Genomic DNA, 22070 nt, shown 5'->3' with positions numbered 1-22070 from the left:
TTCATTAAGATATCCCCCGGTCATAAATATTTCTTATGATTTCCTCTGTTGAAGTTTCTTTAATATTGATGTCTTTCACTTTCAAATCCGCAACCACCTTGGCAATCAGCAGGGAAATCAGTTCATCATTATCCTCTGCAAAGGCTGTAAAGATCGCTTCTTTCTCATCCTTTTCCCATTTCACTTCCGATGAAGCCGTTATTCGGTTTAAGTCGTTCAGGGTCACGTCTTCAAGGAACTGGAATTCTATTTCCTTCCCTTCTCCCCATTTTTCCTTCAGGCTTTTTAATGCTCCATCATAAATGATTTTGCCCTCGTCCAGCATCACTACGCGTTCGCACAGCGCCTCTATATCCGACAGATCATGAGTAGTCAGCAGAATGGTTGTATTATATTTTTCATTAATTTCTTTTAAAAACTCTCTGATCTTTAATTTAACAAGCACATCAAGCCCGATAGTCGGCTCATCCAGGAACAAGAGCGGCGGATTGTGGATGAGTGCCGCTGCCAGTTCACACCTCATTCTCTGCCCGAGTGAGAGCTTCCGGACCGGCTTATCGAGCAGAGGTTCAATATCCAGGGTTCTGATAACATGTGCCATATGACTGTCGTATTGTTCATCAGATACTTTGTACACCTTCTTGAGAAGCCTGAAGGATTCCTGAACAGCAATATCCCACCAAAGCTGAGATCTCTGGCCGAAGACAACTCCAATCGTGCTGACGAATTTTTCACGGTCTTTATGAGGGTTCATTCCATTCACGATCACTTCACCGGTTGTTGGGGTCAGTATCCCTGTCAGCATTTTTATGGTAGTTGACTTCCCGGCTCCATTTTCACCAATATACCCAACCATCTCGCCCTGTTTTACTTGAAAACTGATATTGTTAACTGCCGGTACAATTTTATAATTCCTTGTAAGCAAGTCTCGGAAAGCACCCTTTAATCCGGAGCGGCTTGAATAAGCTTTAAACTCCTTTTTTAAGTTCCGGACTGTTATTGCATCATTCATCTTTACTCCTCCTGCCAATTAATGCCCTAATGAAATAGTTTAGACAAACAGCGCCTTCTGCACAACTAGATTGCTTCAATTCATATTATTAAAATACAGAATAATCCGCCTTCACTTAGATTGGACGAAGCCCCTTCCAAACATGTTAAAATAATGACGGACATATAAATGGATTTTATCAGGAGGATTAACATGCAATTTACTAATTCTGAACGGCTGCATAAACAAGCATTAGAACATATTGTCGGAGGGGTAAACAGTCCTTCCCGCTCCTATAAAGCAGTTGGCGGCGGCTCGCCGGTTGCGATGGAACGGGCACAGGGTGCTTATTTCTGGGATGTGGACGGCAATCAATATATTGATTATCTGGCTGCATACGGTCCCATCATTACCGGTCATGCCCATCCGCATATTACAGAAGCCATAAAAACAGCTGCTGAGCGCGGAGTACTATATGGAACTCCGACACCTCATGAAGTGAAATTCGCCGAGATGCTTAAGGAAGCAATGCCTAACTTGGAAAAGGTCCGTTTTGTCAACTCGGGAACTGAAGCCGTTATGACAACGATCCGTGTGGCAAGGGCCTATACGGGAAGGGACAAAATCATTAAGTTTGCCGGCTGCTATCACGGCCATTCCGATCTTGTACTGGTTGCTGCAGGCTCAGGTCCTTCAACACTCGGAACGCCTGACTCTGCCGGAGTTCCAAAAAGCATTGCCCAAGAAGTGATCACGGTTCCTTTCAATGAAATCGAACCATATAAGGAAGCGCTGGAAAAATGGGGTGACCAGATCGCCGCTGTGCTGGTGGAACCGATTGTCGGCAACTTCGGAATTGTTGAACCAAAACCGGGGTTCCTGGAACAGGTTAACGAATTAACACATGCAGCCGGTGCGCTTGTCATTTATGATGAAGTCATCACAGCTTTCCGTTTTATGTATGGCGGCGCTCAGGACATGCTTGGTGTAAAACCGGACTTGACAGCCATGGGGAAAATCATTGGTGGCGGCCTTCCAATCGGTGCTTATGGCGGAAAGAAAGAGATTATGGAAACAGTAGCTCCTTTAGGTCCAGCTTATCAAGCTGGTACAATGGCTGGAAATCCGGCGTCGATTCTATCAGGAATTGCCTGTCTCGAAGTTTTGAAGCAGCCTGGTGTATATGAACATCTGGACAGACTGGGAGAACTGCTTGAAAAAGGGATAAGCGAGGCAGCTGAAGAACATAACATCCCCATTACCATTAATCGATTAAAAGGTGCCCTGACAATCTACTTTACGGAAGAAAAAGTGGTGAATTACGAGCAGGCGGAAAATACAGATGGAGAAATGTTTGCAAGGTTCTTCAAGCTGATGCTCAATCAAGGAATAAACCTTGCTCCATCAAAATATGAAGCCTGGTTTATCACTATCGCGCATACAGAGGATGATATTCAAGCCACCATTCATGCGGTGCAAAACGCATTTCAGCAATTAAAAGACGAATAAATATTCATTATTTTATACATCAGCGGGAGCAGGAATGCTTCCGTTTTCTTTATTTACAGCAATGAAAACGTTTACAAACATGGAGTTTTTTTATACAAAATCCTTTATCCTCCCTCAAACCTTATCCAACTTTTTGTATAAATAATTGATTTCTGAAAATTCATATGATATGATAGGAGAAATCTTTTGTGTAAGAGCGGATTACGCTGACATAAAGAACATTATGTCCTGCAGTATATCCCGAATTATCCAACTATTCATTCAATAAATGCTCCATGCATTTACCTTTCAAATCAATGATAACTTTGCAATACCCTCATTTAAAACCCGTAAACAAAAAAAAACTTATAGATTACTATTTTTCAGGAGGTGAACGGCTTTAAGGCGCAGCCTTATTTTCAGCCGAATTTTATGACATTACAGCAATGGAGTCCTTCACTTTTTAAAGAGTTTCACCGCCAGGAGCACGATGCTTGCGGCATCGTATCTGCAATGGAGAAAAAGAAAGTCCCAACCCGCGAAAATATTTTCAGCTGCATCAATGCACTTGTTACGATGAATCACCGTGCCGGTTTTATTAATGGAGAAGGCGACGGTGTAGGGATCCATATTGATATCCCCAGAGAGCTATGGAAAGAGAAGTTAAAGGAAGCGGGAGCCGATTCTAAAGCAGCGGAAAAAGAAGGATTTGTGGTTGGACATGTATTTATGTCCAGAAAGCAGGATACTGAATCACTGAAAGCTATCTTGCTGCAAAAACTCACTGACGCAAATCTAACGGTTATTTATGCATCTGACGAAGTAACTGAATCTTCAGCTTTAGGGCCGATTGCCATACAGGAAAATCCAGTATTCTGGCAGTTTGCCTGTTTAGCAGAATCGAATGGTGCAGAGCTTTCCAAAAAGCTGTTTGAATTAATCGTTGATTTTGAAGAAGACGAGCATGTCCATGTCGCCTCCCTTAGCCAGCATCATGCTGTTTACAAAGTTATGGGAGCCGGAGATATTCTTCCGAAATACTATCACGACCTGGCAAGCCCTCTTGTTGCTTCAACTATGACGCTTGGGCATAATCGCTATTCAACTAACACATTATCAAGCTTTTTTCGCGTGCAGCCTTTTAGCGTGCTGGGACACAATGGGGAAATCAACACCATTGCCAAGCTTAGGGATGAAGCCAAAATGGTCGGAGTTCCGCTGGTAAAAGACGGCAGTGACTCTCAGGATCTGAGCAGAACGCTCGAAACGTTTATTTGCCGTGACGGCTATACTCTCTTTGAAGCAATGGACGTCATGTTCCCTCCTATCGTGAATGAAATCAAGTCATACCCTGATCATCTACAGGATATGTACGCCTATATTCGTGAAGCATGGGGACATTTTGCCCAGGGGCCAGCAGGAATTATTTCCCGATTTGCCGATGAGGCAGTGTTCAGTGTCGATGCATTGGGCCTTCGCCCACTGTGGATGCTGGAAACCGAAAGCTCCTACCTGTTCTCATCAGAACCCGGAATCATCCCATCCAGCGAATATGTTAATGAGCCTAAACCGTTATCACCAGGTGAAAAGGTGGGACTGAAATGGGACGGTGATACACTGGCTGTTTACGAGCACAGCCATTATCAGGCTGAAGTTTTTAACAGATTTTCAAAGAGAGTAAACGCTGAAAACTTCAGGATTCGCCTGCAGTCTCCAAAATTGGAAAAAACCATTTCTGTGAATTACCCGGATAAGGTTCATAACGGGCAGTATAAAGCGTTCGGCTGGGAGAGAGACCATGTCCAGCTTGTCGAGCAAATGGCAGAAAAAGGAGCGGAGCCAATTCGTTCTCTTGGACACGATTCACCTTTAGCTGCACTGAATCCTCAGCGGAAAAACATCGCAGATTTTATTAAGGAAAGTGTTGCTGTCGTTACAAACCCTGCCATTGACCGTGACCGGGAAACTGAGCACTTCTCAACCCGCACAATTATCGGCCAGCGTCCTTCTTTATTTGAAAAACAGGAGCAAGGAGCCGTAATTGAATTGCAGACTCCTATTTTAATAGAAGGCAAAGCAGGCTTTGAATGTTCCGATGAACTCAATCAGCCGAGCTACGACCAGGTAACCGGCTTCTATCAGGAACAAAAGCTGATATCTTATTTATCTTCCACATTTACGAAAGATGAAACGGTAAAAGAAGCTTTAGACCGTTTAGCAGCAGAAGCAGTTGATGCTGTCAAAAATGGCAAAACCCTGCTTGTACTCGACGATGCCAATGCTCATCAGGAGGATGCTTACTGGATTGATCCGCACCTGGCAGTCTCTGCTATCGATCAGGCTCTTGTCAAAGAGGCATTGCGCCGTGAATGTTCCCTGCTGCTCCGGTCAGCTTCAATCAGATCGCTTCATGATATCATTACCGCATTCGGTTTAGGCGCTGATATTATAAGCCCTTACTATATGTTTATGACGGTTCTAGGCGAATCTGATACACCGCTGAAGAATTTATATTCAGCTCTGACTAAAGGACTTGAAAAAGTCATTTCAACAATCGGCATTCATGAATTAAGAGGCTATGGACGTTTATTCTCTGCCATTGGTCTTCACGAAGAATTAGCCGAATACCTGAATATAGTAAATTTCTTCGGATCTAAAGAGCTTTCATTTAGCTTTAGCGCTTTAAAGGAAGACGCTTTTGCCAGAGCGGAAGATTACCAGAATGAAAAGGAACGGATCGGAAAAACGTTCAGCCTTTTCCCGCGTATCTGGAAAGCGATCGGCGAAGTGGCATCGACTGGTGACTATAGTGTTTACAAGGAAAAAATCACTGAACAGGAAGACCAGAACCCGACAACAATCCGCCATTTAACCGGATTTAAGGAAACGGCTTCCCATCTAAAGCCAGAAGATATCAGCTTGCATGTGGGCGATCATGACCTGCCATTTGTTATCTCCTCCATGTCCTTTGGTTCTCAGAATGAAACGGCCTTTAGAGCCTATGCAGAAGGTGCTGACAGGCTGAACATGGTCAGCCTGAATGGAGAAGGCGGAGAGATCAAGGATATGCTTGGAAAATATCCGAGGACCCGCGGACAGCAGGTAGCATCAGGACGATTTGGCGTTAATGCCGAGCTCCTGAATTCATCCAACCTGCTGGAAATAAAAATTGGGCAGGGTGCAAAACCTGGTGAAGGCGGTCACCTTCCGGGATCCAAGGTTACTGCAAAAATTGCAGAAGCGCGTAATGCTACAATTGGTTCGGATTTGATTTCGCCTTCAAACAATCATGATATTTACTCGATTGAAGATTTGGCACAGATGATTCACGAACTTAAGACAGCCAATGACAAAGCCAAAGTTGCTGTTAAAGTGCCGGTTGTACCGAATATCGGAACCATTGCAGTCGGGATTGCAAAGGCTGGTGCTGATATAATCACACTGAGCGGCTTTGACGGAGGTACAGGGGCAGCGAGAATTCACGCACTGCAGCACGTAGGCCTTCCAGTTGAAATTGGTGTAAAAGCAGCTCACAACGCCCTGCTTGAAGCAGGCATCCGCGATAATGTGGAGCTTTGGGCTGACGGCGGCATCAAGAGTGCTGCAGACGTATTGAAGGTTATGCTTCTGGGTGCTAACCGTGTAGGCTTTGGTACACTTTCCATGCTGGCCATCGGCTGTACGACATGCCGCGGCTGCCATCTTGATACTTGCCATGTTGGGATTGCAACACAAATAGATTCAGAAGCACAGGCGAAGGAACATGGTTTAAGAAGATTTGTTCCGCGCCAATTCGACCTTGCTGTTAAAGGCATCATGAACCTGTTTACTGCTTTTGGCGAAGAACTGAAAGCATTGGCAGCTTCTATTGGCATAAAAAATCTGCAGGATGCAGTAGGCCGTTCTGATCTGCTTGTACAGATTAAGGGACAGGATCAGCTTGACCTGACACACCTGCTGAAAACACTTGAAATCGGTCAATTCTCAGCCCAGGAAGCACCTGAAGCCGTGCAGGAAGCCCAGCTGCAGGTAGCTGTTGGAGCAGAGTATCTTGATGCAAGTGTAGAAGAGCTGGATCAATCACGTGAATTCCATAGCGTCACTTCCGAGCAGCGGGTACTGGGTAGCCGGGTTTCCTGCCACCGTGTAAGAAACAGACTCGACGGTTCTTACAAAACTCTTCCGGAAGTTGATTTGAAATACAAAGGCGGATCCATCCCGGGCAATGGGCTTGGAGCTTACAACAGCTTCGGCATCAACATAGAAGTTGCCGGAGGAGCTCAGGATGGCATCGGAAAAACTTCGTTCGGCGGACAAATTAAAATCTTTAAAGCTAAAGGCAAGAATGGCAAGTTCTATAATGGCTCTGTTGGCAAAGGTTTTGGCTATGGAGCACAGGAAGGCTTGCTTGTTGCTCAAGGAAATGCTGACGCCCGTGCCGGAATCAGATTATCCGGAGCGGATATGATTATCGGCGGCCAGCTGCAAAAGCCGCTGCCTGAAAAAGAATACGGCAATATCGGTTCCAATGCCAATATTAAAGGGTTTGCCTTTGAGTATATGACGAATGGCCGAGGCCTTGTGCTGGGCGATGCCGGTCCATGGATCTGTGCAGGAATGACAGGCGGTGTTGTTTACTTAAGACACCAGCCGGAAATGGGCTTAACAAAAGAAGCCATCCAGCGCAGAATTGCCAAGGGAGCTAAAGTCTCCGTTACTTCTCTTTCCGATAAAGGAAAGGAAGATGTTAAAGAACTGCTTGGCCAATACATTGCCATGCTGAATGATCAGGGACAGACAGAAGAAGCTTCAGAGCTTGCTTCCCTTCTTAATCATCCGGAAGACCACTTTGTTCAAGTTATTCCGGTCAAAGAGCAGGCAGACCCGTCTGTTTCCACAGAGTGATTATCTGCACCAATCAAGCCCCATCCGTTTCTGTGGATGGGGCTTTTTCTCTTCTATATGGCACCCTTAACTTTTTTACTAACTTTTAATAATAATTTCATCAAAATGCCCCTTGAACTTCTTTCCATATCCCTGTATAGTACAATATTGTTTAACAATGAGCAAAATCGTTTAAAGTAGGTATAATTACTGCTTTTACGGTTTAATCGCATTTTAATGAACCCAATTTTTATGAAAGAAAGGACATACATTGTATGAAACTTGGCGCCCGCATACTTAAGACGGGAATCGCAATCATTCTAGCTCTATTATTATCAGAACTCTTTCAGCTTCCTGCTCCTATCTTTGCAGGAATTGCCGCTATTTTTGCCGTTCAGCCGACCATTTACAGATCTTATCTTTCTATTGTGGAACAGATCCAGGGGAACGCAATCGGTGCATTAATCGCCGTGATTTTTGTGCTTTTATTCGGCAACCATGTCTTTATCATAGGTCTGGCAGCTATTATTGTCATCACGATTAATCTTAAGCTAAAAATAGAGAACACAATTGGCCTGTCACTTGTAACCCTGATTGTCATTATGGAGACACCGGGCGATACCTTTCTGCAATTTGCTCTTATTCGATTCTCAACCGTTATGCTTGGGGTACTATCAGCTTTTATCGTTAACCTTGTATTTCTTCCGCCTAAGTACGAAAACAAGCTTTATTTTAAAATATCCAATAACACAGAGGAAATTACCAAATGGATCAGACTTACCATACGCCATGCATCTGAACACAGACTGCTGAAAAACGATATTGATAAAATGAAAGACAGCAATGTTAAGCTTGAACAGCTGTACTTAATGTATAAAGAGGAAAGAAATTATTTTAAACGAAACGATCTGGTTAAATCCAGGAAACTCGTTATTTACCGCCAAATGATTTCCACTGTAAAACGCTCGCTGGAAACATTAAAGAAGCTTCATCGATTTGAAAATGATCTGCAGCAAATGCCTGAAGAATTCCAGCATGCTGTGCAGCAGCAGCTTGATATTCTTATCCATTATCATGAACACGTCATGCTAAAATTTATCGGGAAAGTTCGTCCGAATGTAGTATTTGAGGAAGGCGACTTCAGCCTGAGCAGAAAGGAACTGGTGAACCTTTTCCTGGCTCAGCAAAAAGAACATGAACATGATGAAGAATCCATTCTCCCGCATATCATGCAAGTGGTATCATCTATTGTTGATTACGATGAACATGTGGAGCACCTGGATAAACTTATATCCAGTTTTCAGGCATATCATAAAGAGGAAAATGAGGTTTCCATACCGGAGAACGCCGAATAGACTGTGGTATCTTTCATTCATAGGAAAAAGCAGCTGATGTCAGCTGCTTTTTTTGTTAGTTCTTCATTCTTGGATCAAGTGCATCCCTTAATCCGTCACCCATTAAGTTAAAACCCAGAACTGTAAGCATGATCGCAAGCCCGGGGAAGATCATCGTCCATGGGGCCTGTATTAGATATGCCTTAGCATCAGAGAGCATTTTTCCCCATTCAGGATTTGGCGCTTCTGCACCGAGGCCAAGGAATCCCAGGGCAGCACATTCAATAATGGCAGTTGCAATCGCAAGTGTTCCCTGTACAATTATTGGCGCCATACTATTTGGCAGAACATGCCTGAATAGAATACGGCTGTTGCTCATCCCAATCGCTTTTGCAGCCATAATATATTCCTCCTGTTTGACACTCAGCACCCTTGAACGGATCAGTCTGCCAAAGTTGGGAATATTGATCACCGCAATGGCAATCAGCGCATTTCTCAATGATGGGCCAAGCACAGCCACAATCGCAATGGCCAGCAATATGCTTGGGAAAGCAAGCATGATGTCAAAAATGCGGGAGATGATGGTATCAACCCATTTGCCATAATATCCTGCTACTACACCTAAAAGGCACCCAACTACAATAGATCCGATTACGGCCAGAAAACCTACCCATAATGAGATCCTTGCCCCGTAAACAACCCTTGAAAAGATATCCCGGCCGAAGTCATCTGTTCCAAACCAATGCTCGCCTGATGGCGCCTGAAGCCTTTTTGAAAGCACCTGTTCATTAATTCCCTGCGGCGCAATAAGCGGTGCAAATACTGCAAGCAGAACAAAAAATAATACAATAATGGTGCCAATTAAAGCCAGTTTATTTTTTCTAAAGCTCCTCCATGCTTCCACCCAGGGGGAAACCGCTTTTTCTTCAGCTGGCATAATAGGCGGCTGAAGATCTTTTTGTGTTGAAAGTTCCAAGTCCGTTCCCCCTCCTTAATTATATTTAATCCGCGGATCAATTGCTGCATACAGCAAGTCCACCACTAGATTAATCATGACAAAGATAAATGCAATGATAAGTATGCCTGACTGGATAACAGGATAGTCACGATAGTTGATAGCCTCATAAATATATCGTCCGATTCCCGGCCAGCTGAAAATTGTTTCAGTTAAAATGGCGCCTCCAAGCAATAATCCCATTTGAAGGCCGATAATCGTAAGAACTGGAATGATGGCATTCTTTAATGAGTGCTTATAAACAACCCAGAACATTCTTAAGCCTTTTGCCCTCGCTGTCCTGACAAAATCAGATCTCATTACTTCAAGCATCGTAGAACGGGTAATTCTCGCAATGATCGCCATTGGAATTGTTGCCAGGGCAAATGCCGGCAGAATCAAGTGTCTGATGACATCCCAGAATTGATCCATCCTTCCCTGCAGAAGAGTATCAATCATATATATGTTCGTAATGGCCTCAATCGGATTTCTTACTTCTTCCCTTCCCGATGTAGGAAGCCAGTCCAGCTTAATGGCAAATGCCCACTGCTCCATTAAGCCGAGCCAGAAGATTGGCATGGAAACGCCAATAAGCGCCAGCACCATTGCCACATAATCAAACCATGAATTCTGATACCAGGCACTGATGATACCGGCATTCACACCGATAAACACAGCAATTAACATGGCAACGAATGTAAGTTCAATTGTTGCAGCCAGATAAGGCCAGATTTCCTGGCTTATTTCCGTTTTAGTCCGGAGTGATTCTCCAAGATCCCCCGTAATAAGCCCACCCAGATATGTAAAATATTGAAGGTACCAAGGCTGGTCCAGCCCCAGCTGCTTCGTTAATTCCTCTACCGCTTCTTTTGTCGCCAATTGTCCTAAAATAATCTGTGCAGGATTACCGGGTATTGCCCGGATCATAAAAAAGACGATTAAGGAAAGCCCCAGCAGAACGGGAATTAGAGAAAACAGACGTTTAAGTGTGTAGGACAGCATTGCCATCTCACCTCTCTTGAAGGTTATTAAGAAAAGCGCAAGCGCCTTGGTCACCCCCGACAAGCACAAGACGAGCCTCACAGAATGGCGTTCTTTGCCTTTTTGGGAGGATTGGCTTGTGACCTCGAGGGGGTAGGCGCTGGAGCTAGACAGTAATCGAAATTCAAAGTTTCTAATTTTATAATATTTCTATATAGAAAAGGGAGCTACAGAACTGTACTCCCTTTTCCTTGAATATAAGAAGTATACTTATCTCACTTGTAAAGCGCCTTATTTAAATTCTACAGTTGCCAGTAAATCAGATCCTGTTGGATGCGGCTTGAAGCCTGTGATATCAGCTTTACCCGCAAGGATTGGTCTTGAGTGAACAAGCGGAATCCATGGAGCATCTTCTTTGATCAGAACCTGAGCCTCTTTGTAAAGTTTTTCACGCTCTGCCTGGTCTGCACTAGCCTGAGCCTTTACAAGCAGTTCATGCACTTCAGGGTTTTCATAGTAAGTGTAGTTGTTGGAGCCGATGCTGTCCTGGTCAAGGAGCACATATAGGAAGTTATCAGCATCCCCATTGTCGCCAGTCCATCCTAATAAGAATGTATCAGCTTCACCATTTTTTGCTTTATCCAGGTAAGTACCCCACTCATAAGTAACGATTTTTGCTTTTACACCGATTGCATCAAAGTTGGCTTGAAGTGCCTCAGCCACTTTTTGCCCATCAGGCATATATGGTCTAGGAACCGGCATTGCCCAAAGTTCCATTTCGAATCCATCTTCATATCCTGCTTCTTTTAAAAGTTCTTTAGCCTTTTCAGGATCGTATTCATAATCTACAACATCATCGTTGTAACCTGCTACTACTGAAGGCATTGGGTTTTTCGCAGGCTCAGCTGCACCGGCATAGAATGCATCAATTAAAGCTTGCTTATCGACTGCATGGTTTAATGCCTGGCGGACTTTTTTATCTTTTAATGGTCCGCGAGTACTTGTTAACCCAAGATAAGCTACGTTTAAGGATGGACGTTCAAATGTTTGAAGATCCGGATTTCCTTCAATTTGGCCAATATCACTGAAGTTAACACCATCGATTAAGTCTACTTCACCTGTAGCCAATGCATTTAGACGCGCAGAGTTTTCAGGGATAACACGGAAGATAACCTCATCAAGCTTTGGAAGGCCTTCCTGCCAGTATTCTTCATTTTTTACAAGAGTGATGCGATCGTTTGCTTTGTATTCCTTAAATACAAATGGTCCTGTCCCAACCGGGTTGTGAAGGAATTTTTCACCGTGCTTTTCAATAGCAGCCGGGCTTGCAATTCCAAATGGAGACATTGCAAGGTTCTTTAAGAATGGTGCAATTGGCTTGTTTAAAGTAAATTCAACTGTGTAATCATCTACAGCTTTCACTTCAGAGATTTTGTCTCCAAACTGAGAGTTATAGTAATAGAACTGCTCCGCGTTTCCAGCTTTCCATCTTTCAAAGTTGAAAACAACCGCTTCGGCATTAAAATCAGTTCCATCGTGGAACTTTACGCCTTCACGAAGCTTTAACGTATGCTTTAGCCCGTCTTCACTTGTTTCCCATTCAGTAGCAAGTCCAGGCTGAATTTCCGTATCCTGCTCACCAAATTCAATCAGAGTTTCATAGATGTTCTTTGTAACTTTAAAAGACTCACCTTCTGTTGTGATAGCGGGATCAAGCGAAGTAGAGTCACCGCCGCGGCCAAATACTAATGTGCCGCCTGAAGACGTTTCTTCTGTATCTGTACCTTTCTCATTATCCTTTTCGTCATTCGTTCCGCTGCTTGAGTTGCTGCTGCAGCCGGCTAGAGCCAGTGACAGAAGCAAAGCTGCAACAAGGAACCAAATACCATTGCGCTTCTTCATTGTTTTCCCCCTTTTTTCTTTTGCCGATATCGGCTATTTGCATATTTATCATCCATGCAGTTCTGCCCTTTATATAGCTCAGCTATATAGATGGCAGGCTGCAAAGTGACCCGGTTCAATTTCCTTCAGCTGCGGCCTATCTGTTTTGCAGATATCCATGCATTCTTTACATCTTGTATGGAAGGCACATCCAGCTGGCGGATTCTGCGGACTTGGAATGTCCCCAGTTAATAGCTCCCTGTCTTTCTTTAAAGTCGGGTCAGGGATGGGAACTGCACCAAGCAATGCCTTTGTGTATGGATGCAGCGGCTTATCGTATAACTGGTCAGATGTTGTGATCTCTACTAATCTTCCAAGATACATAACACCAACTCTATCACTGATATGTTTAACTACCCCCAGATCATGGGCAATGAATATATATGTCAGCTGAAATTCTTTTTGAAGATCTTCCAGCAGGTTGAGCACCTGTGATTGAATGGATACATCAAGTGCTGAAACAGGCTCATCTGCAATGATCAGCTTAGGCTTGGTCATCAATGCTCTTGCGATTCCAATCCTCTGCCTTTGGCCTCCGCTGAATTGATGCGGATAGCGTTTGGCATGGTAGCTGCTGAGGCCGACAACCTCAAGCATCTCTTTTACCCGCTGTTTACGCTCTTCTTTGTTCCCGATGCCGTGGACAATGAGAGGCTCCTCCAAAATCTGTTCAACAGTATGGCGGGGATTTAACGACGCAAACGGATCCTGGAATACCATCTGCATTTCCTTTCTCATCTTGCGCATTTCCGCTGAGTTTAGGGCAGTCAGTTCCTTGCCTTCAAAAACTACTTTCCCTTCTGTCGGCTCAATCAGGCGCATCAGCATTCTCCCTGTGGTTGATTTGCCGCAGCCTGATTCACCTACAAGGCCAAGCGTTTCCCCTTTGTTAACGAAGAAGCTGATATCATCAACCGCTTTCACATCGCCCTGTTTTCTTCCAAACAGACCGCCTGTTACGGGAAAATATTTCTTTAACTGATTAACTTCCAACAGCACTTCGGTCATTAATGACACCCCCAGACTCATGCAGGAAACAGCGCACTGTATGCTGTTCTGCACTATTGGCATTATAAAGCGGAGGACTTTCCGTCATGCATCGGTCATGGACAAATTCACAGCGCGCTGCAAAACGGCATCCAGTCTTGATGGAGCCCGGTTTAGGCACATTTCCCGGAATCGAATATAATCGCTCCTTTTTTTCTCTTACATCAGGCACTGATTGAAGAAGTCCCTGGGTATAAGGATGCTTTGGATTTTTGAATATCTCTTCTACTGGAGCTTCCTCCACTATTTTCCCGGCATACATGACAATTACCCTTTCACATACTTCCGCTACTACCCCGAGATCATGCGTAATCATGACTATGGCTGTGTCCAGCTTTTCATTAAGATCCTTCATAAGGGATAATATCTGTGCCTGGATTGTCACGTCCAAAGCTGTTGTCGGCTCATCTGCAATCAGAAGGCGAGGATGGCAGGACAATGCCATGGCAATCATTACCCTCTGCCTCATTCCCCCTGACAGCTGGTGGGGATATTCCTTTACAATCTGCTCTGCCCTTGGCAGACCAACAAGCTTAAGCATTTCAACAGCCTGCTGGATTGCAGCCTTCTTATTTAACTTTTTATGTAATTTAATTCCTTCTATCAGCTGATCTCCTATTGTAAATAACGGGTTCAATGAAGTCATCGGCTCCTGAAAAATCATAGCCACTTCATTTCCCCTTATTTCACGCATTCTTTTTTCTGATGCTTTTACGAGATCTTCTCCATCCAAAAGAATTTCACCGCCAACAATTTTTCCCGGGGGCTGTGGAATCAGCTTCATAATGGATAGAGATGTAACACTCTTCCCGCAGCCTGATTCTCCTACTATCCCCAGAATTTCACCCTTGTTGACCGAGAAGCTGATATCATCCACAGCCGGAACTTCTCCATCTGAAGAGAAAAAGGAAGTCCTTAGCTGTTTTACATCTAAAACTGGAGCTTGAGTCACACGGATACTCCTTTCCTGATCGTCCGTTTCTATGAAATAGGACATTTTTAACAATTTTGGACCTTAGGTCACTATCTTTTTTTCATTCTATAAAAAAAGATTGGTTAAGTCTACTCATTTTTCTAAATTATTTAAATATAGTAAACATTATATATTTTTTAACCCGTTTTTAGAAGTAAAATAAACATATCCTACTAATAATTATGAGATAGATGGACATTCATGACGTTTTTTTACTGACAGCTGCTTTGACGCTATAACAATTTGACGCATTGCCCTAAAAAAGCAACAACAAAGCCGGCCCTGTAAATAGAGCCGGCTTTTAGCCTAATTTTCAAGCTGCTGAACCTGAAAAAGCTTATAATAATTCCCCTGTTTTTTCATTAATTCGTCATGGCTTCCCGCTTCAGAAATTTCACCATGCTCTATCAGAATAATTCTATCTGCATGTGTGATGGTGGAAAGGCGATGAGCCACGATAAAAGTCGTGCGGTCTTTAGCCAGCTTTTCCAATGCTTCCTGTATCAGATGTTCACTCTCCAGATCAAGGGCTGAAGTGGCTTCATCAAGCACAAGGATCGGCGGATTTCTCAAAAAGATTCTCGCAATGGCAATTCGCTGCTTCTGCCCTCCCGACAGTTTCACACCGCGCTCGCCAACCTTGGTATCATAGCCTTCAGGCAAGTTCATAATAAATTCGTGGGCATTTGCAGCCTTGGCAGCATCAATTACTTCCTCTTCAGAGGCATCGGGTTTGCCGAGAAGAATGTTAGTTTTGACCGATTCACTGAACAAAATATTATCCTGAAGCACCATCCCGATTTTATCGCGAAGGCTCCTTACTTTAAACGAACGGATATCAGTGCCGTCAAGCAGTATTCTGCCCTCATTCACATCGTAAAAACGCGGAATCAGCCCTACCAAAGAGGACTTCCCTCCTCCGCTCATACCTACAAGGGCAATCGTTTCCCCTGCTGATACATCGAGATTGATTTCCTTTAATACCGGAGGCTCATTCTCATTGTAAGAAAAGCTCACTTCCTCAAATTGGATATGCCCTTTAACATCCCGGCATTGGATGGCATCAGGTGAATCGTCAATATCATATTTCTCATCAATTAACTCAAATACCCGATCCATGGATGCGATTGATTGGGTTAAGGTGGTCGAAGAGTTAACAAGCCTTCTTAGCGGGCCGTACAATCTATCTATATAAGCGACAAATGCCATCATGACACCGAGGGAAATATCTCCCTGGATAACCTGATATCCTGAATACCCAATGACTAAAAGCGGTGAAATATCTGTAATGGTGTTAACCACTGCAAATGCTTTTGCATTCCACTTCGTGTGGTCGATCGCTTTTGTCAGGAAATTCTTATTTTGCGCATCAAATTGGGTTTGCTCATAATCCTCAATGGCAAAGCTTTTAACAACTGCCATCCCCTGAACACGTTCATGAAGATAGCCCTGTACCTCTGCAAGAGCCTGTGAACGGGCCCTTGTCAGCTTTCTGAGGTTCCCAAAAAAGTATTTAACTGAAAAAGCATAAAATGGAAATAACAGCAGTGACACAATCGTCAGCGTAACATCCATATTCAGCATAATGACAACTGCAATTAAAATGGTTGCCACATCAAGCCATAAATTCATTAAACCGGTTACGACAAATGTTTTGGTTTGCTCAACATCATTTATGACCCTGGAGATCACTTCCCCTGTTCTGGTATTTGCATAGAATCGGAAGCTTAACTTTTGAATGTGGGTAAAAAGCTTATCCCGGATATCATATAGAATTTTGCTTGCCACCCACTGGGCAAAATATTGGCGGTAATACTCAATTGGCGGGCGGGCGATGACAAATAAAGCAATCATCACAGCCATAACCATTAACAGTGTGCTGTTCTTATCGCTCTGGCTCAATGCATCATTGCCAATAATATCATCTATTACATACTTAATCAGAAGCGGAATCAATAGCGGAATGGCAAATTTAATGATGCCTATGATAATGGTTCCGATAATCTGAAGCCGATACGGCTTAACGAATTTCAAATATCTTTTTATACTGTCCAACCGGATCGCTCCCCCTCTCTGTCTCATTCCCTGTTATTTTCTTAAACTTACCCCTAAACCCCGCAATCATGCAGATTCTGGGCAAAATAAAAACCTGCTGACTCAAGGTCCAACAGGCGTTTTTTTCGGCATTCAGCCCTTTTTTAGCGTCTGTAAGTAAGATAGCGTTCATACCATATATCAATAAAGTCGGGTGCAAAAGGACCTTTTCTCTGACGGATCCAATGGATGAGGTTGTCCACATTTGATTTAAGGATGCTGTCAATCACATCGGGATAATTCATTTCCTGACGGTGCCGTTCATATTCGTCTTCGTCAAGCAAATTGAATGTCATGTCCGGATATACTTTAATATCGAGATCATAATCAATATACTTTAACGCTTCTCCATCAAAAATAAATGGTGAACTAATATTACAGTAATAATAAACACCATCTTCCCGAATCATTCCAATCACATTAAACCAGTGCTGAGAATGAAAATAACAAATGGCTGGCTCTCTTGTCACCCATGTTCTTCCGTCAGATTCTGTTACGATTGTCCGGTCATTTCCGCCAATCACTAAATTCTGTGTCCCTTTTAATACGGTTGTTTCCTCCCAGACGCGGTGGATATGCCCATTATGTTTATAGCTGTGTATTTGCATTGGTTCGCCTTCGATGGGTACCGCCATTCTTTTTCCCCTACTTTCCTTCCGGAAGCTTTGCAACCTGATAATACTTTTTTGGCGCCTTTAATAGGCTTCCTCCCCTTCATGGCCGTGCAAACTGCACAGCATGACTCAATAATATCCAAAAGAAAAAGGCAACAAAGTACGATTCCTGTTTTCTACTATTATAACGGTAAAAGGAAATTTTTAAAACAAAGAGCCATTGAAATGTATCAACGGCTGTAAAAAAAGGATATTATAGCTTATTTTATAGGTATAGAAGACAACGAAAGAGGATAGAAAATTTATCTTTAAACGGTTACATTTACTTTCTGATAGGAGCGGATGACCTCTTCGGTCTGTTCCTCAAATATACGATGAATTTGTTTGAGCTCTTCTTTCATTCTGGCAATTTCATACTGTACACTTTCAAGCTCCGTTTCCTGCTGAATTGCTTTTAATTCCTCTTCAATCTCCTGGCAGCGCTCCAGCTCGCTCTGCAGATAAAGAAGCTTTTCCATCGTTTTCATCTGTTCTGACACTAAACTGTTAAAGTTCTCCATATTTGCTCCACCGTCCCCATTATTTTTCCTATTTCTATAATTTCGCTGTACCTTTTTTTAACCCTTTGACTAGTTATGTTGACTTTATGGAAGTTTTGTCGAAGGTGGAGAGCATGATGACAATCAGCACAAATAAAAGAAGCCGCCCTTTCCATTTAAAAGGCGGCTTCTTTCTTAGATGTAATTAGCGGCTTTGTTTGCCGGCATTTTGACCTTTGCGAGCTTCAGCTTGCTGGTTTTGCTGTCTTACTTCAGCAGCGTTTGTTTCGCTGGCAAATTCAGTACCGAATTGGCCTTGGCCAGCAGATTGTGCGTTTTGCTGTCTCACTTCTTGAACGTTAGTTCCAGCTTGAGATTGGTTTGGTTGTTTAGCCATTATAATCACCTCCACGCTCATTAATTTAACCGGGAGCGGAGGAAACTATCCAACTTTTTTAAAAACCAAAAATATCCATATTTTATTAAACAAGCAGGGAAATGCCGCCATCCACAATAATCGTCTGTCCGCGAATCATGCTGGATTCCTCACCTAATAGAAACATAACAGTATTTACCATATCTTCAATTTCAACCATACGTCCTGCAGGTGTTTTGGTTTTTGCTTCTTCGAGAAGCTCTGCACGGTTAGGGAAATGTTTTAAAGCTTCAGTATCTACTGCACCGCCTGAAACAGCGTTTACGACGATATTTTTAGGAGCCAGTTCAACAGCCAGGTAACGTGTCAATGCTTCCAATGCGGCCTTGGAAACTCCTACAGTCGTATAGTTTTCCAGATAGCGGATCGATCCCAGCGAGCTGATGCTTACAATTTTTCCGCCGCCGCTTTTCTCCATAAGCTTTGCAGCTTCCTGACCGCAGAATAGCAGGGCTTTGCTGTTAATATTCATCGTCCAGTCCCAATGAGATTCTTCCAGTTCCATTGCCGGACGCAGAACCCCGGAAGCTGCATTGTTGACAAACACATCGAGCCTTCCAAATTCACGGTCAATCTCTGCGAAAAGTCCTTTAATTTTTTCTACATCCCCCACGTTTGCTTTTACAACCAGGGCTTTTCTGCCGAGCGCCTCAATTTCGGCTGCTGTTTCATTTGCAGCCGACTTGCTGCGTGCGTAATTGATGACAATATCATAGCCTTCTTTGGCAAGCCTGATGGCTGTTGCCTTTCCAATTCCTCTGCTGCTTCCTGTTACCAGTGCTACTTTTTGTGTCATGGTTCGATTTCCTTTCTGTTATGTAATTCTGTTGTTTAGGGATTTTTATCCCGGGAATTTATAAACAAAACACCTTACCGATTTCATTTTAGCTTTTTCCATGTATATATGGCAATTCGAATTAAAACACTATCTGTAATCCAATTGAGGAAAGGAAGATGGCATATGTTTGTGGGACGTGATATGACAGAGCTTTCTATGATGTCAAAATCGGACTGGAAGGACAGCGAGCTTGCTTTTTACCATCATTCATTTCAGCAGATCATGCCTTATTTAAATGCTGAGGGCCAGACGATTCATAGGGAGATTGTTGAAGAAATAGAAAACCGCGGCGGCCTGAAGAGACAGGAAGCCGATTATACTCATGGGACCAGGGTTAGCTTTGATTAATAGTGAAGGAAAAAGGGGAAGTTCCCCTTTTTCTATCCTCTGCTTTCCAAATATTGCTTCCAGATTTTCTGATGGGAAACCGGAAAAGGAAATTCCTTCATTTCTTCAAGGGTGACTAATTTCAAGTCATTTTTTTCCTCTTTAAGATCTAATAATTTTCCTTTATAAACATTTATGTTCCATGTCAAATGGGAAAAAACGTGTTCGATCTGACCCGTCATTTCCTGTATATCCACATTGGCGCCATATTGTGTGCTGAACGCGTCCTTCATCTGTTCTTTGTCGCTTACATATGCAATATTGATTTCTGTCATGGGAAATTCCCAGAGATTAGCAAGCAGGCCTTTGCCGGGTCTTTTGTGGATGACAACCCGGTCCTGATCATCTATAAGGACCGCTGCTGCTAATTGCACATTTCTTTGTTTTTTGGTTTTCGTTTTTACGGGCAGCTCCTGCTGAGTCCCTTCATAAAACGCAGTACAATGTTCTCTCACCGGGCATAATAGGCAGGAAGGCGAAGTTGGTGTACATATTAATGCGCCAAGCTCCATAAGGGCCTGGTTGAAGTGGGACGGATTTTCATGTGAAATTAATGTTCGGACGGAAGACTCAAAGATTTTCCTGGATGAAGGCTTGGCGATATCTTCCCAAATGGATAGGATTCGCGAAAGGACACGCATTACATTGCCGTCCACAGCCGGTTCGGGTATTCCGTACGCTATACTGAGAATGGCCCCTGCAGTATAGGGTCCTACTCCTTTTAAGGAGGAGATCTCTTTTGGCGTATCCGGAACTTTGCCGCCATATTTTTCATGAACCTCCCTAACGGCAGCCTGAAGATTTCTTGCCCGTGAATAATAGCCCAGACCCTCCCAGGCTTTTAATACCTTTTCTTCGTCTGCTTCAGAAAGATCCCTGATGGTCGGAAACTGTTCAATAAAACGGTGAAAATAAGGGATTACCGTATCCACCCGCGTCTGCTGAAGCATAATCTCAGAAACCCAGACTTTGTACGGATCCTGATCCTTTCTCCAGGGCAAATCCCTTTGCTCGGCTTCAAACCAGCTGATCAAATCATCCTGAAAACCTTTTATATCCGTTGATTCAATTGTATTTTGGCTAACTTCTTTCAATTTTTTAATCCTCCTGATGTTAAACAATCGGAAAATATGGGAATATATTAGTACAGTCGCTTATTAATTAATTGAACATTTTGCTCCAACTTTTGCGACACCTTTAAAGGTACCCATATTCAGCTGTTAATACAAGAATTTTGCTGGTACACTTTAAGTAAGAGTAATCAGGTGCGCTGATATTATTAGCCCACATAAGATTTGTTACCAGGGAAGGAGGTATTTTCCTCTTGGATACCGGCACACATGTAGTGATGGGGCTGGCGCTTGGCGGCATAGCCACTCTTGATCCCGTAGTTGCAGAGAGTTCTGCTACAGCAACGAGTGTCATGATTGGAGCCATCGTCGGTTCACAAATACCTGATATAGACACTGTCTTAAAACTAAGAAATAATGCTGTTTATATTCGCAATCACAGGGGAATTACCCACTCCATACCGGCCGTCCTGCTTTGGCCGCTTGTCATACTTGCTGTGGTTTACCCGTTTTTTCCGTCAGCGGATCTTCTGCACTTATGGCTATGGACTTTTTTGGCTGTATTCCTGCATGTTTTTGTAGACATATTCAATGCATATGGCACACAGGCACTCCGGCCCTTTTCATCCAAATGGGTAGCACTGGGGATTATTAACACATTTGACCCATTCATTTTCGGGATTCATGTCGCCGGATTATTCATATGGGCATTTGGGGCTCATCCCGGTTATACATTTCTAATCATTTATGGCATTATTTTCGTTTATTATCTTCTGCGGTTTGCAGCGCAGAGAAGTGTATTAAATGCCGTAAAGGTTATAATACCGGATGCAACTGAAATCATCATTGCCCCAACGATGAGGTTTAATCAGTGGCGTGTGGCGGTTATGAGCAGGCAGCAATTTTTTGTCGGGCGTGCTGTTAAAAACCATGTGCGGATTCTCGACCAATTTAATCGCGTTCCCGTTCCCGAAACACCTGTTATTGAAGCCGCGAAGAAAGATAAAAATCTATCTGCATTCTTGTCCTTCTCACCAGTTTACCGCTGGGAAGTGGATGAATACGATGATTATTATGAAGTTCGCTTCATTGACCTTCGCTACCGGAGCAATGGACATTACCCATTTGTAGCCGTGGTTCAGCTCGATCGGGAGCTTAACATTCAATCATCCTATACAGGCTGGATTTTCAGCGAGGAAAAACTTCGAAAAAAACTGGATATTCTTCCCGGATAAGAAAAGCGCAAGCGCCTTGCCCACCCCCGACAAGCACAAGACGAGCCTCCCGGAAAGGCGCTCTTTGCCTTTTTGGGAGGATTGGCTTGTGACCTCGAGGGGGTAGGCGCTGGAGCTAGACAGTTATCGACGTTCAAAAATTATATAATTTCTTATCTTTCAAAAAAACAGGCTGCTGATAATGAACTATACCCCGGATAGCGGACACTGATAAAAAAGTGCCC

17 protein-coding genes are annotated in these 22070 nt (G+C 43.4%); 5 read left to right on the top strand and 12 right to left on the bottom strand.

What is annotated here, in order from left to right; genetic code table 11:
* Positions 1-4: 4 nt before the first annotated feature.
* Positions 5-1012 (bottom strand): ABC transporter ATP-binding protein, encoded by a 1008-nt coding sequence (locus PBF_RS23005; RefSeq protein ID WP_035333124.1) that lies wholly within the window; start codon positions 1010-1012, stop codon positions 5-7.
* A 192-nt stretch (positions 1013-1204) separates the two neighbouring features.
* Here PBF_RS23005 and PBF_RS23000 point away from each other — a divergent pair, with 192 nt between their 5' ends.
* The 3 genes from PBF_RS23000 to PBF_RS22990 all read left to right on the top strand — a co-directional run bounded on the left by PBF_RS23000 (position 1205) and on the right by PBF_RS22990 (position 8718).
* Positions 1205-2500, top strand: coding sequence for a glutamate-1-semialdehyde 2,1-aminomutase (locus PBF_RS23000; protein WP_035333123.1), 1296 nt, complete (start codon positions 1205-1207; stop codon positions 2498-2500).
* Positions 2501-2911: 411 nt separating this feature from the next.
* Entirely contained in the window at positions 2912-7384 is a 4473-nt protein-coding gene (locus PBF_RS22995; protein ID WP_035333121.1) for a glutamate synthase-related protein, read from the top strand.
* A 254-nt stretch (positions 7385-7638) separates the two neighbouring features.
* A complete protein-coding gene (locus tag PBF_RS22990; protein ID WP_035333120.1) occupies positions 7639-8718 on the top strand; it encodes an FUSC family protein in 1080 nt (359 codons plus the stop codon).
* A gap of 55 nt (positions 8719-8773) precedes the next feature.
* On the opposite strand, the gene nikC is transcribed toward PBF_RS22990, so the two are convergent.
* The 10 genes from nikC to fabL form a co-directional block, all read right to left on the bottom strand.
* On the bottom strand, positions 8774-9634 hold the full coding sequence (gene nikC / locus PBF_RS22985; protein ID WP_051488996.1) for a nickel transporter permease: 861 nt from the start codon (positions 9632-9634) through the stop codon (positions 8774-8776).
* Positions 9635-9688: 54 nt separating this feature from the next.
* The gene (locus PBF_RS22980) at positions 9689-10693 is read right to left on the bottom strand and encodes an ABC transporter permease (RefSeq protein ID WP_035333117.1); all 1005 of its coding nucleotides are present in this window, start codon (positions 10691-10693) and stop codon (positions 9689-9691) included.
* A gap of 270 nt (positions 10694-10963) precedes the next feature.
* A complete protein-coding gene (locus PBF_RS22975) occupies positions 10964-12574 on the bottom strand; it encodes an ABC transporter substrate-binding protein (RefSeq protein WP_035333116.1) in 1611 nt (536 codons plus the stop codon).
* A gap of 78 nt (positions 12575-12652) precedes the next feature.
* On the bottom strand, positions 12653-13621 hold the full coding sequence (locus PBF_RS22970; protein ID WP_035333114.1) for an ABC transporter ATP-binding protein: 969 nt from the start codon (positions 13619-13621) through the stop codon (positions 12653-12655).
* On the bottom strand, positions 13596-14612 hold the full coding sequence (locus tag PBF_RS22965; RefSeq protein ID WP_035333112.1) for an ABC transporter ATP-binding protein: 1017 nt from the start codon (positions 14610-14612) through the stop codon (positions 13596-13598). Before PBF_RS22965 ends, PBF_RS22970 begins: the two co-directional genes overlap by 26 nt.
* Before the next feature lie 327 nt (positions 14613-14939).
* Positions 14940-16688 (bottom strand): ABC transporter ATP-binding protein, encoded by a 1749-nt coding sequence (locus tag PBF_RS22960; protein WP_035333111.1) that lies wholly within the window; start codon positions 16686-16688, stop codon positions 14940-14942.
* Positions 16689-16831: 143 nt separating this feature from the next.
* Complete coding sequence (ntdP, locus tag PBF_RS22955; protein ID WP_009335840.1) at positions 16832-17362, bottom strand: nucleoside tri-diphosphate phosphatase; 531 nt, start codon at positions 17360-17362, stop codon at positions 16832-16834.
* Between the two features lie 287 nt (positions 17363-17649).
* Entirely contained in the window at positions 17650-17901 is a 252-nt protein-coding gene (locus PBF_RS22950; RefSeq protein ID WP_035333110.1) for a YgaB family protein, read from the bottom strand.
* Positions 17902-18085: 184 nt separating this feature from the next.
* Positions 18086-18277: a gamma-type small acid-soluble spore protein gene (locus PBF_RS22945; RefSeq protein ID WP_035333109.1), complete on the bottom strand. Its 192-nt coding sequence runs from the start codon at positions 18275-18277 to the stop codon at positions 18086-18088.
* Positions 18278-18362: 85 nt separating this feature from the next.
* Positions 18363-19112, bottom strand: a complete 750-nt coding sequence (gene fabL, locus PBF_RS22940; RefSeq protein ID WP_035333108.1) for an enoyl-[acyl-carrier-protein] reductase FabL — start codon at positions 19110-19112, stop codon at positions 18363-18365.
* Between the two features lie 165 nt (positions 19113-19277).
* Between fabL and PBF_RS22935 the strand changes: the two genes are divergently transcribed.
* Entirely contained in the window at positions 19278-19502 is a 225-nt protein-coding gene (locus PBF_RS22935; RefSeq protein WP_035333107.1) for a hypothetical protein, read from the top strand.
* Positions 19503-19534: 32 nt separating this feature from the next.
* On the opposite strand, the gene mutY is transcribed toward PBF_RS22935, so the two are convergent.
* Positions 19535-20635: an A/G-specific adenine glycosylase gene (gene mutY / locus PBF_RS22930; RefSeq protein WP_035333106.1), complete on the bottom strand. Its 1101-nt coding sequence runs from the start codon at positions 20633-20635 to the stop codon at positions 19535-19537.
* A 230-nt stretch (positions 20636-20865) separates the two neighbouring features.
* Here mutY and PBF_RS22925 point away from each other — a divergent pair, with 230 nt between their 5' ends.
* Positions 20866-21846 carry a metal-dependent hydrolase gene (locus PBF_RS22925; RefSeq protein WP_035333105.1) on the top strand — a complete coding sequence of 327 codons (981 nt, stop codon included), beginning with the start codon at positions 20866-20868 and terminating at the stop codon, positions 21844-21846.
* Positions 21847-22070: the final 224 nt, after the last annotated feature.

It is taken from the genome of Cytobacillus firmus DS1 (assembly GCF_000565285.1).
Classification (GTDB): domain Bacteria; phylum Bacillota; class Bacilli; order Bacillales; family Cytobacillaceae; genus Cytobacillus; species Cytobacillus firmus_A.
Note: the sequence above shows the minus strand (reverse complement) of the source record. Positions and strands in the feature narration are given on the sequence as shown.

What these genes read in the sequence shown, in the direction of transcription:
- PBF_RS23005 (WP_035333124.1), bottom strand. Translation starts at nt 1,012, where the DNA reads ATGAATGATGCAATAACAGTCCGGAACTTAAAAAAGGAGTTTAAAGCT.
- PBF_RS23000 (WP_035333123.1), top strand. Translation starts at nt 1,205, where the DNA reads ATGCAATTTACTAATTCTGAACGGCTGCATAAACAAGCATTAGAACAT.
- PBF_RS22995 (WP_035333121.1), top strand. Translation starts at nt 2,912, where the DNA reads ATGACATTACAGCAATGGAGTCCTTCACTTTTTAAAGAGTTTCACCGC.
- PBF_RS22990 (WP_035333120.1), top strand. Translation starts at nt 7,639, where the DNA reads ATGAAACTTGGCGCCCGCATACTTAAGACGGGAATCGCAATCATTCTA.
- nikC (WP_051488996.1), bottom strand. Translation starts at nt 9,634, where the DNA reads ATGCCAGCTGAAGAAAAAGCGGTTTCCCCCTGGGTGGAAGCATGGAGG.
- PBF_RS22980 (WP_035333117.1), bottom strand. Translation starts at nt 10,693, where the DNA reads ATGCTGTCCTACACACTTAAACGTCTGTTTTCTCTAATTCCCGTTCTG.
- PBF_RS22975 (WP_035333116.1), bottom strand. Translation starts at nt 12,574, where the DNA reads ATGAAGAAGCGCAATGGTATTTGGTTCCTTGTTGCAGCTTTGCTTCTG.
- PBF_RS22970 (WP_035333114.1), bottom strand. Translation starts at nt 13,621, where the DNA reads ATGACCGAAGTGCTGTTGGAAGTTAATCAGTTAAAGAAATATTTTCCC.
- ntdP (WP_009335840.1), bottom strand. Translation starts at nt 17,362, where the DNA reads ATGGCGGTACCCATCGAAGGCGAACCAATGCAAATACACAGCTATAAA.
- PBF_RS22950 (WP_035333110.1), bottom strand. Translation starts at nt 17,901, where the DNA reads ATGGAGAACTTTAACAGTTTAGTGTCAGAACAGATGAAAACGATGGAA.
- PBF_RS22945 (WP_035333109.1), bottom strand. Translation starts at nt 18,277, where the DNA reads ATGGCTAAACAACCAAACCAATCTCAAGCTGGAACTAACGTTCAAGAA.
- fabL (WP_035333108.1), bottom strand. Translation starts at nt 19,112, where the DNA reads ATGACACAAAAAGTAGCACTGGTAACAGGAAGCAGCAGAGGAATTGGA.
- PBF_RS22935 (WP_035333107.1), top strand. Translation starts at nt 19,278, where the DNA reads ATGTTTGTGGGACGTGATATGACAGAGCTTTCTATGATGTCAAAATCG.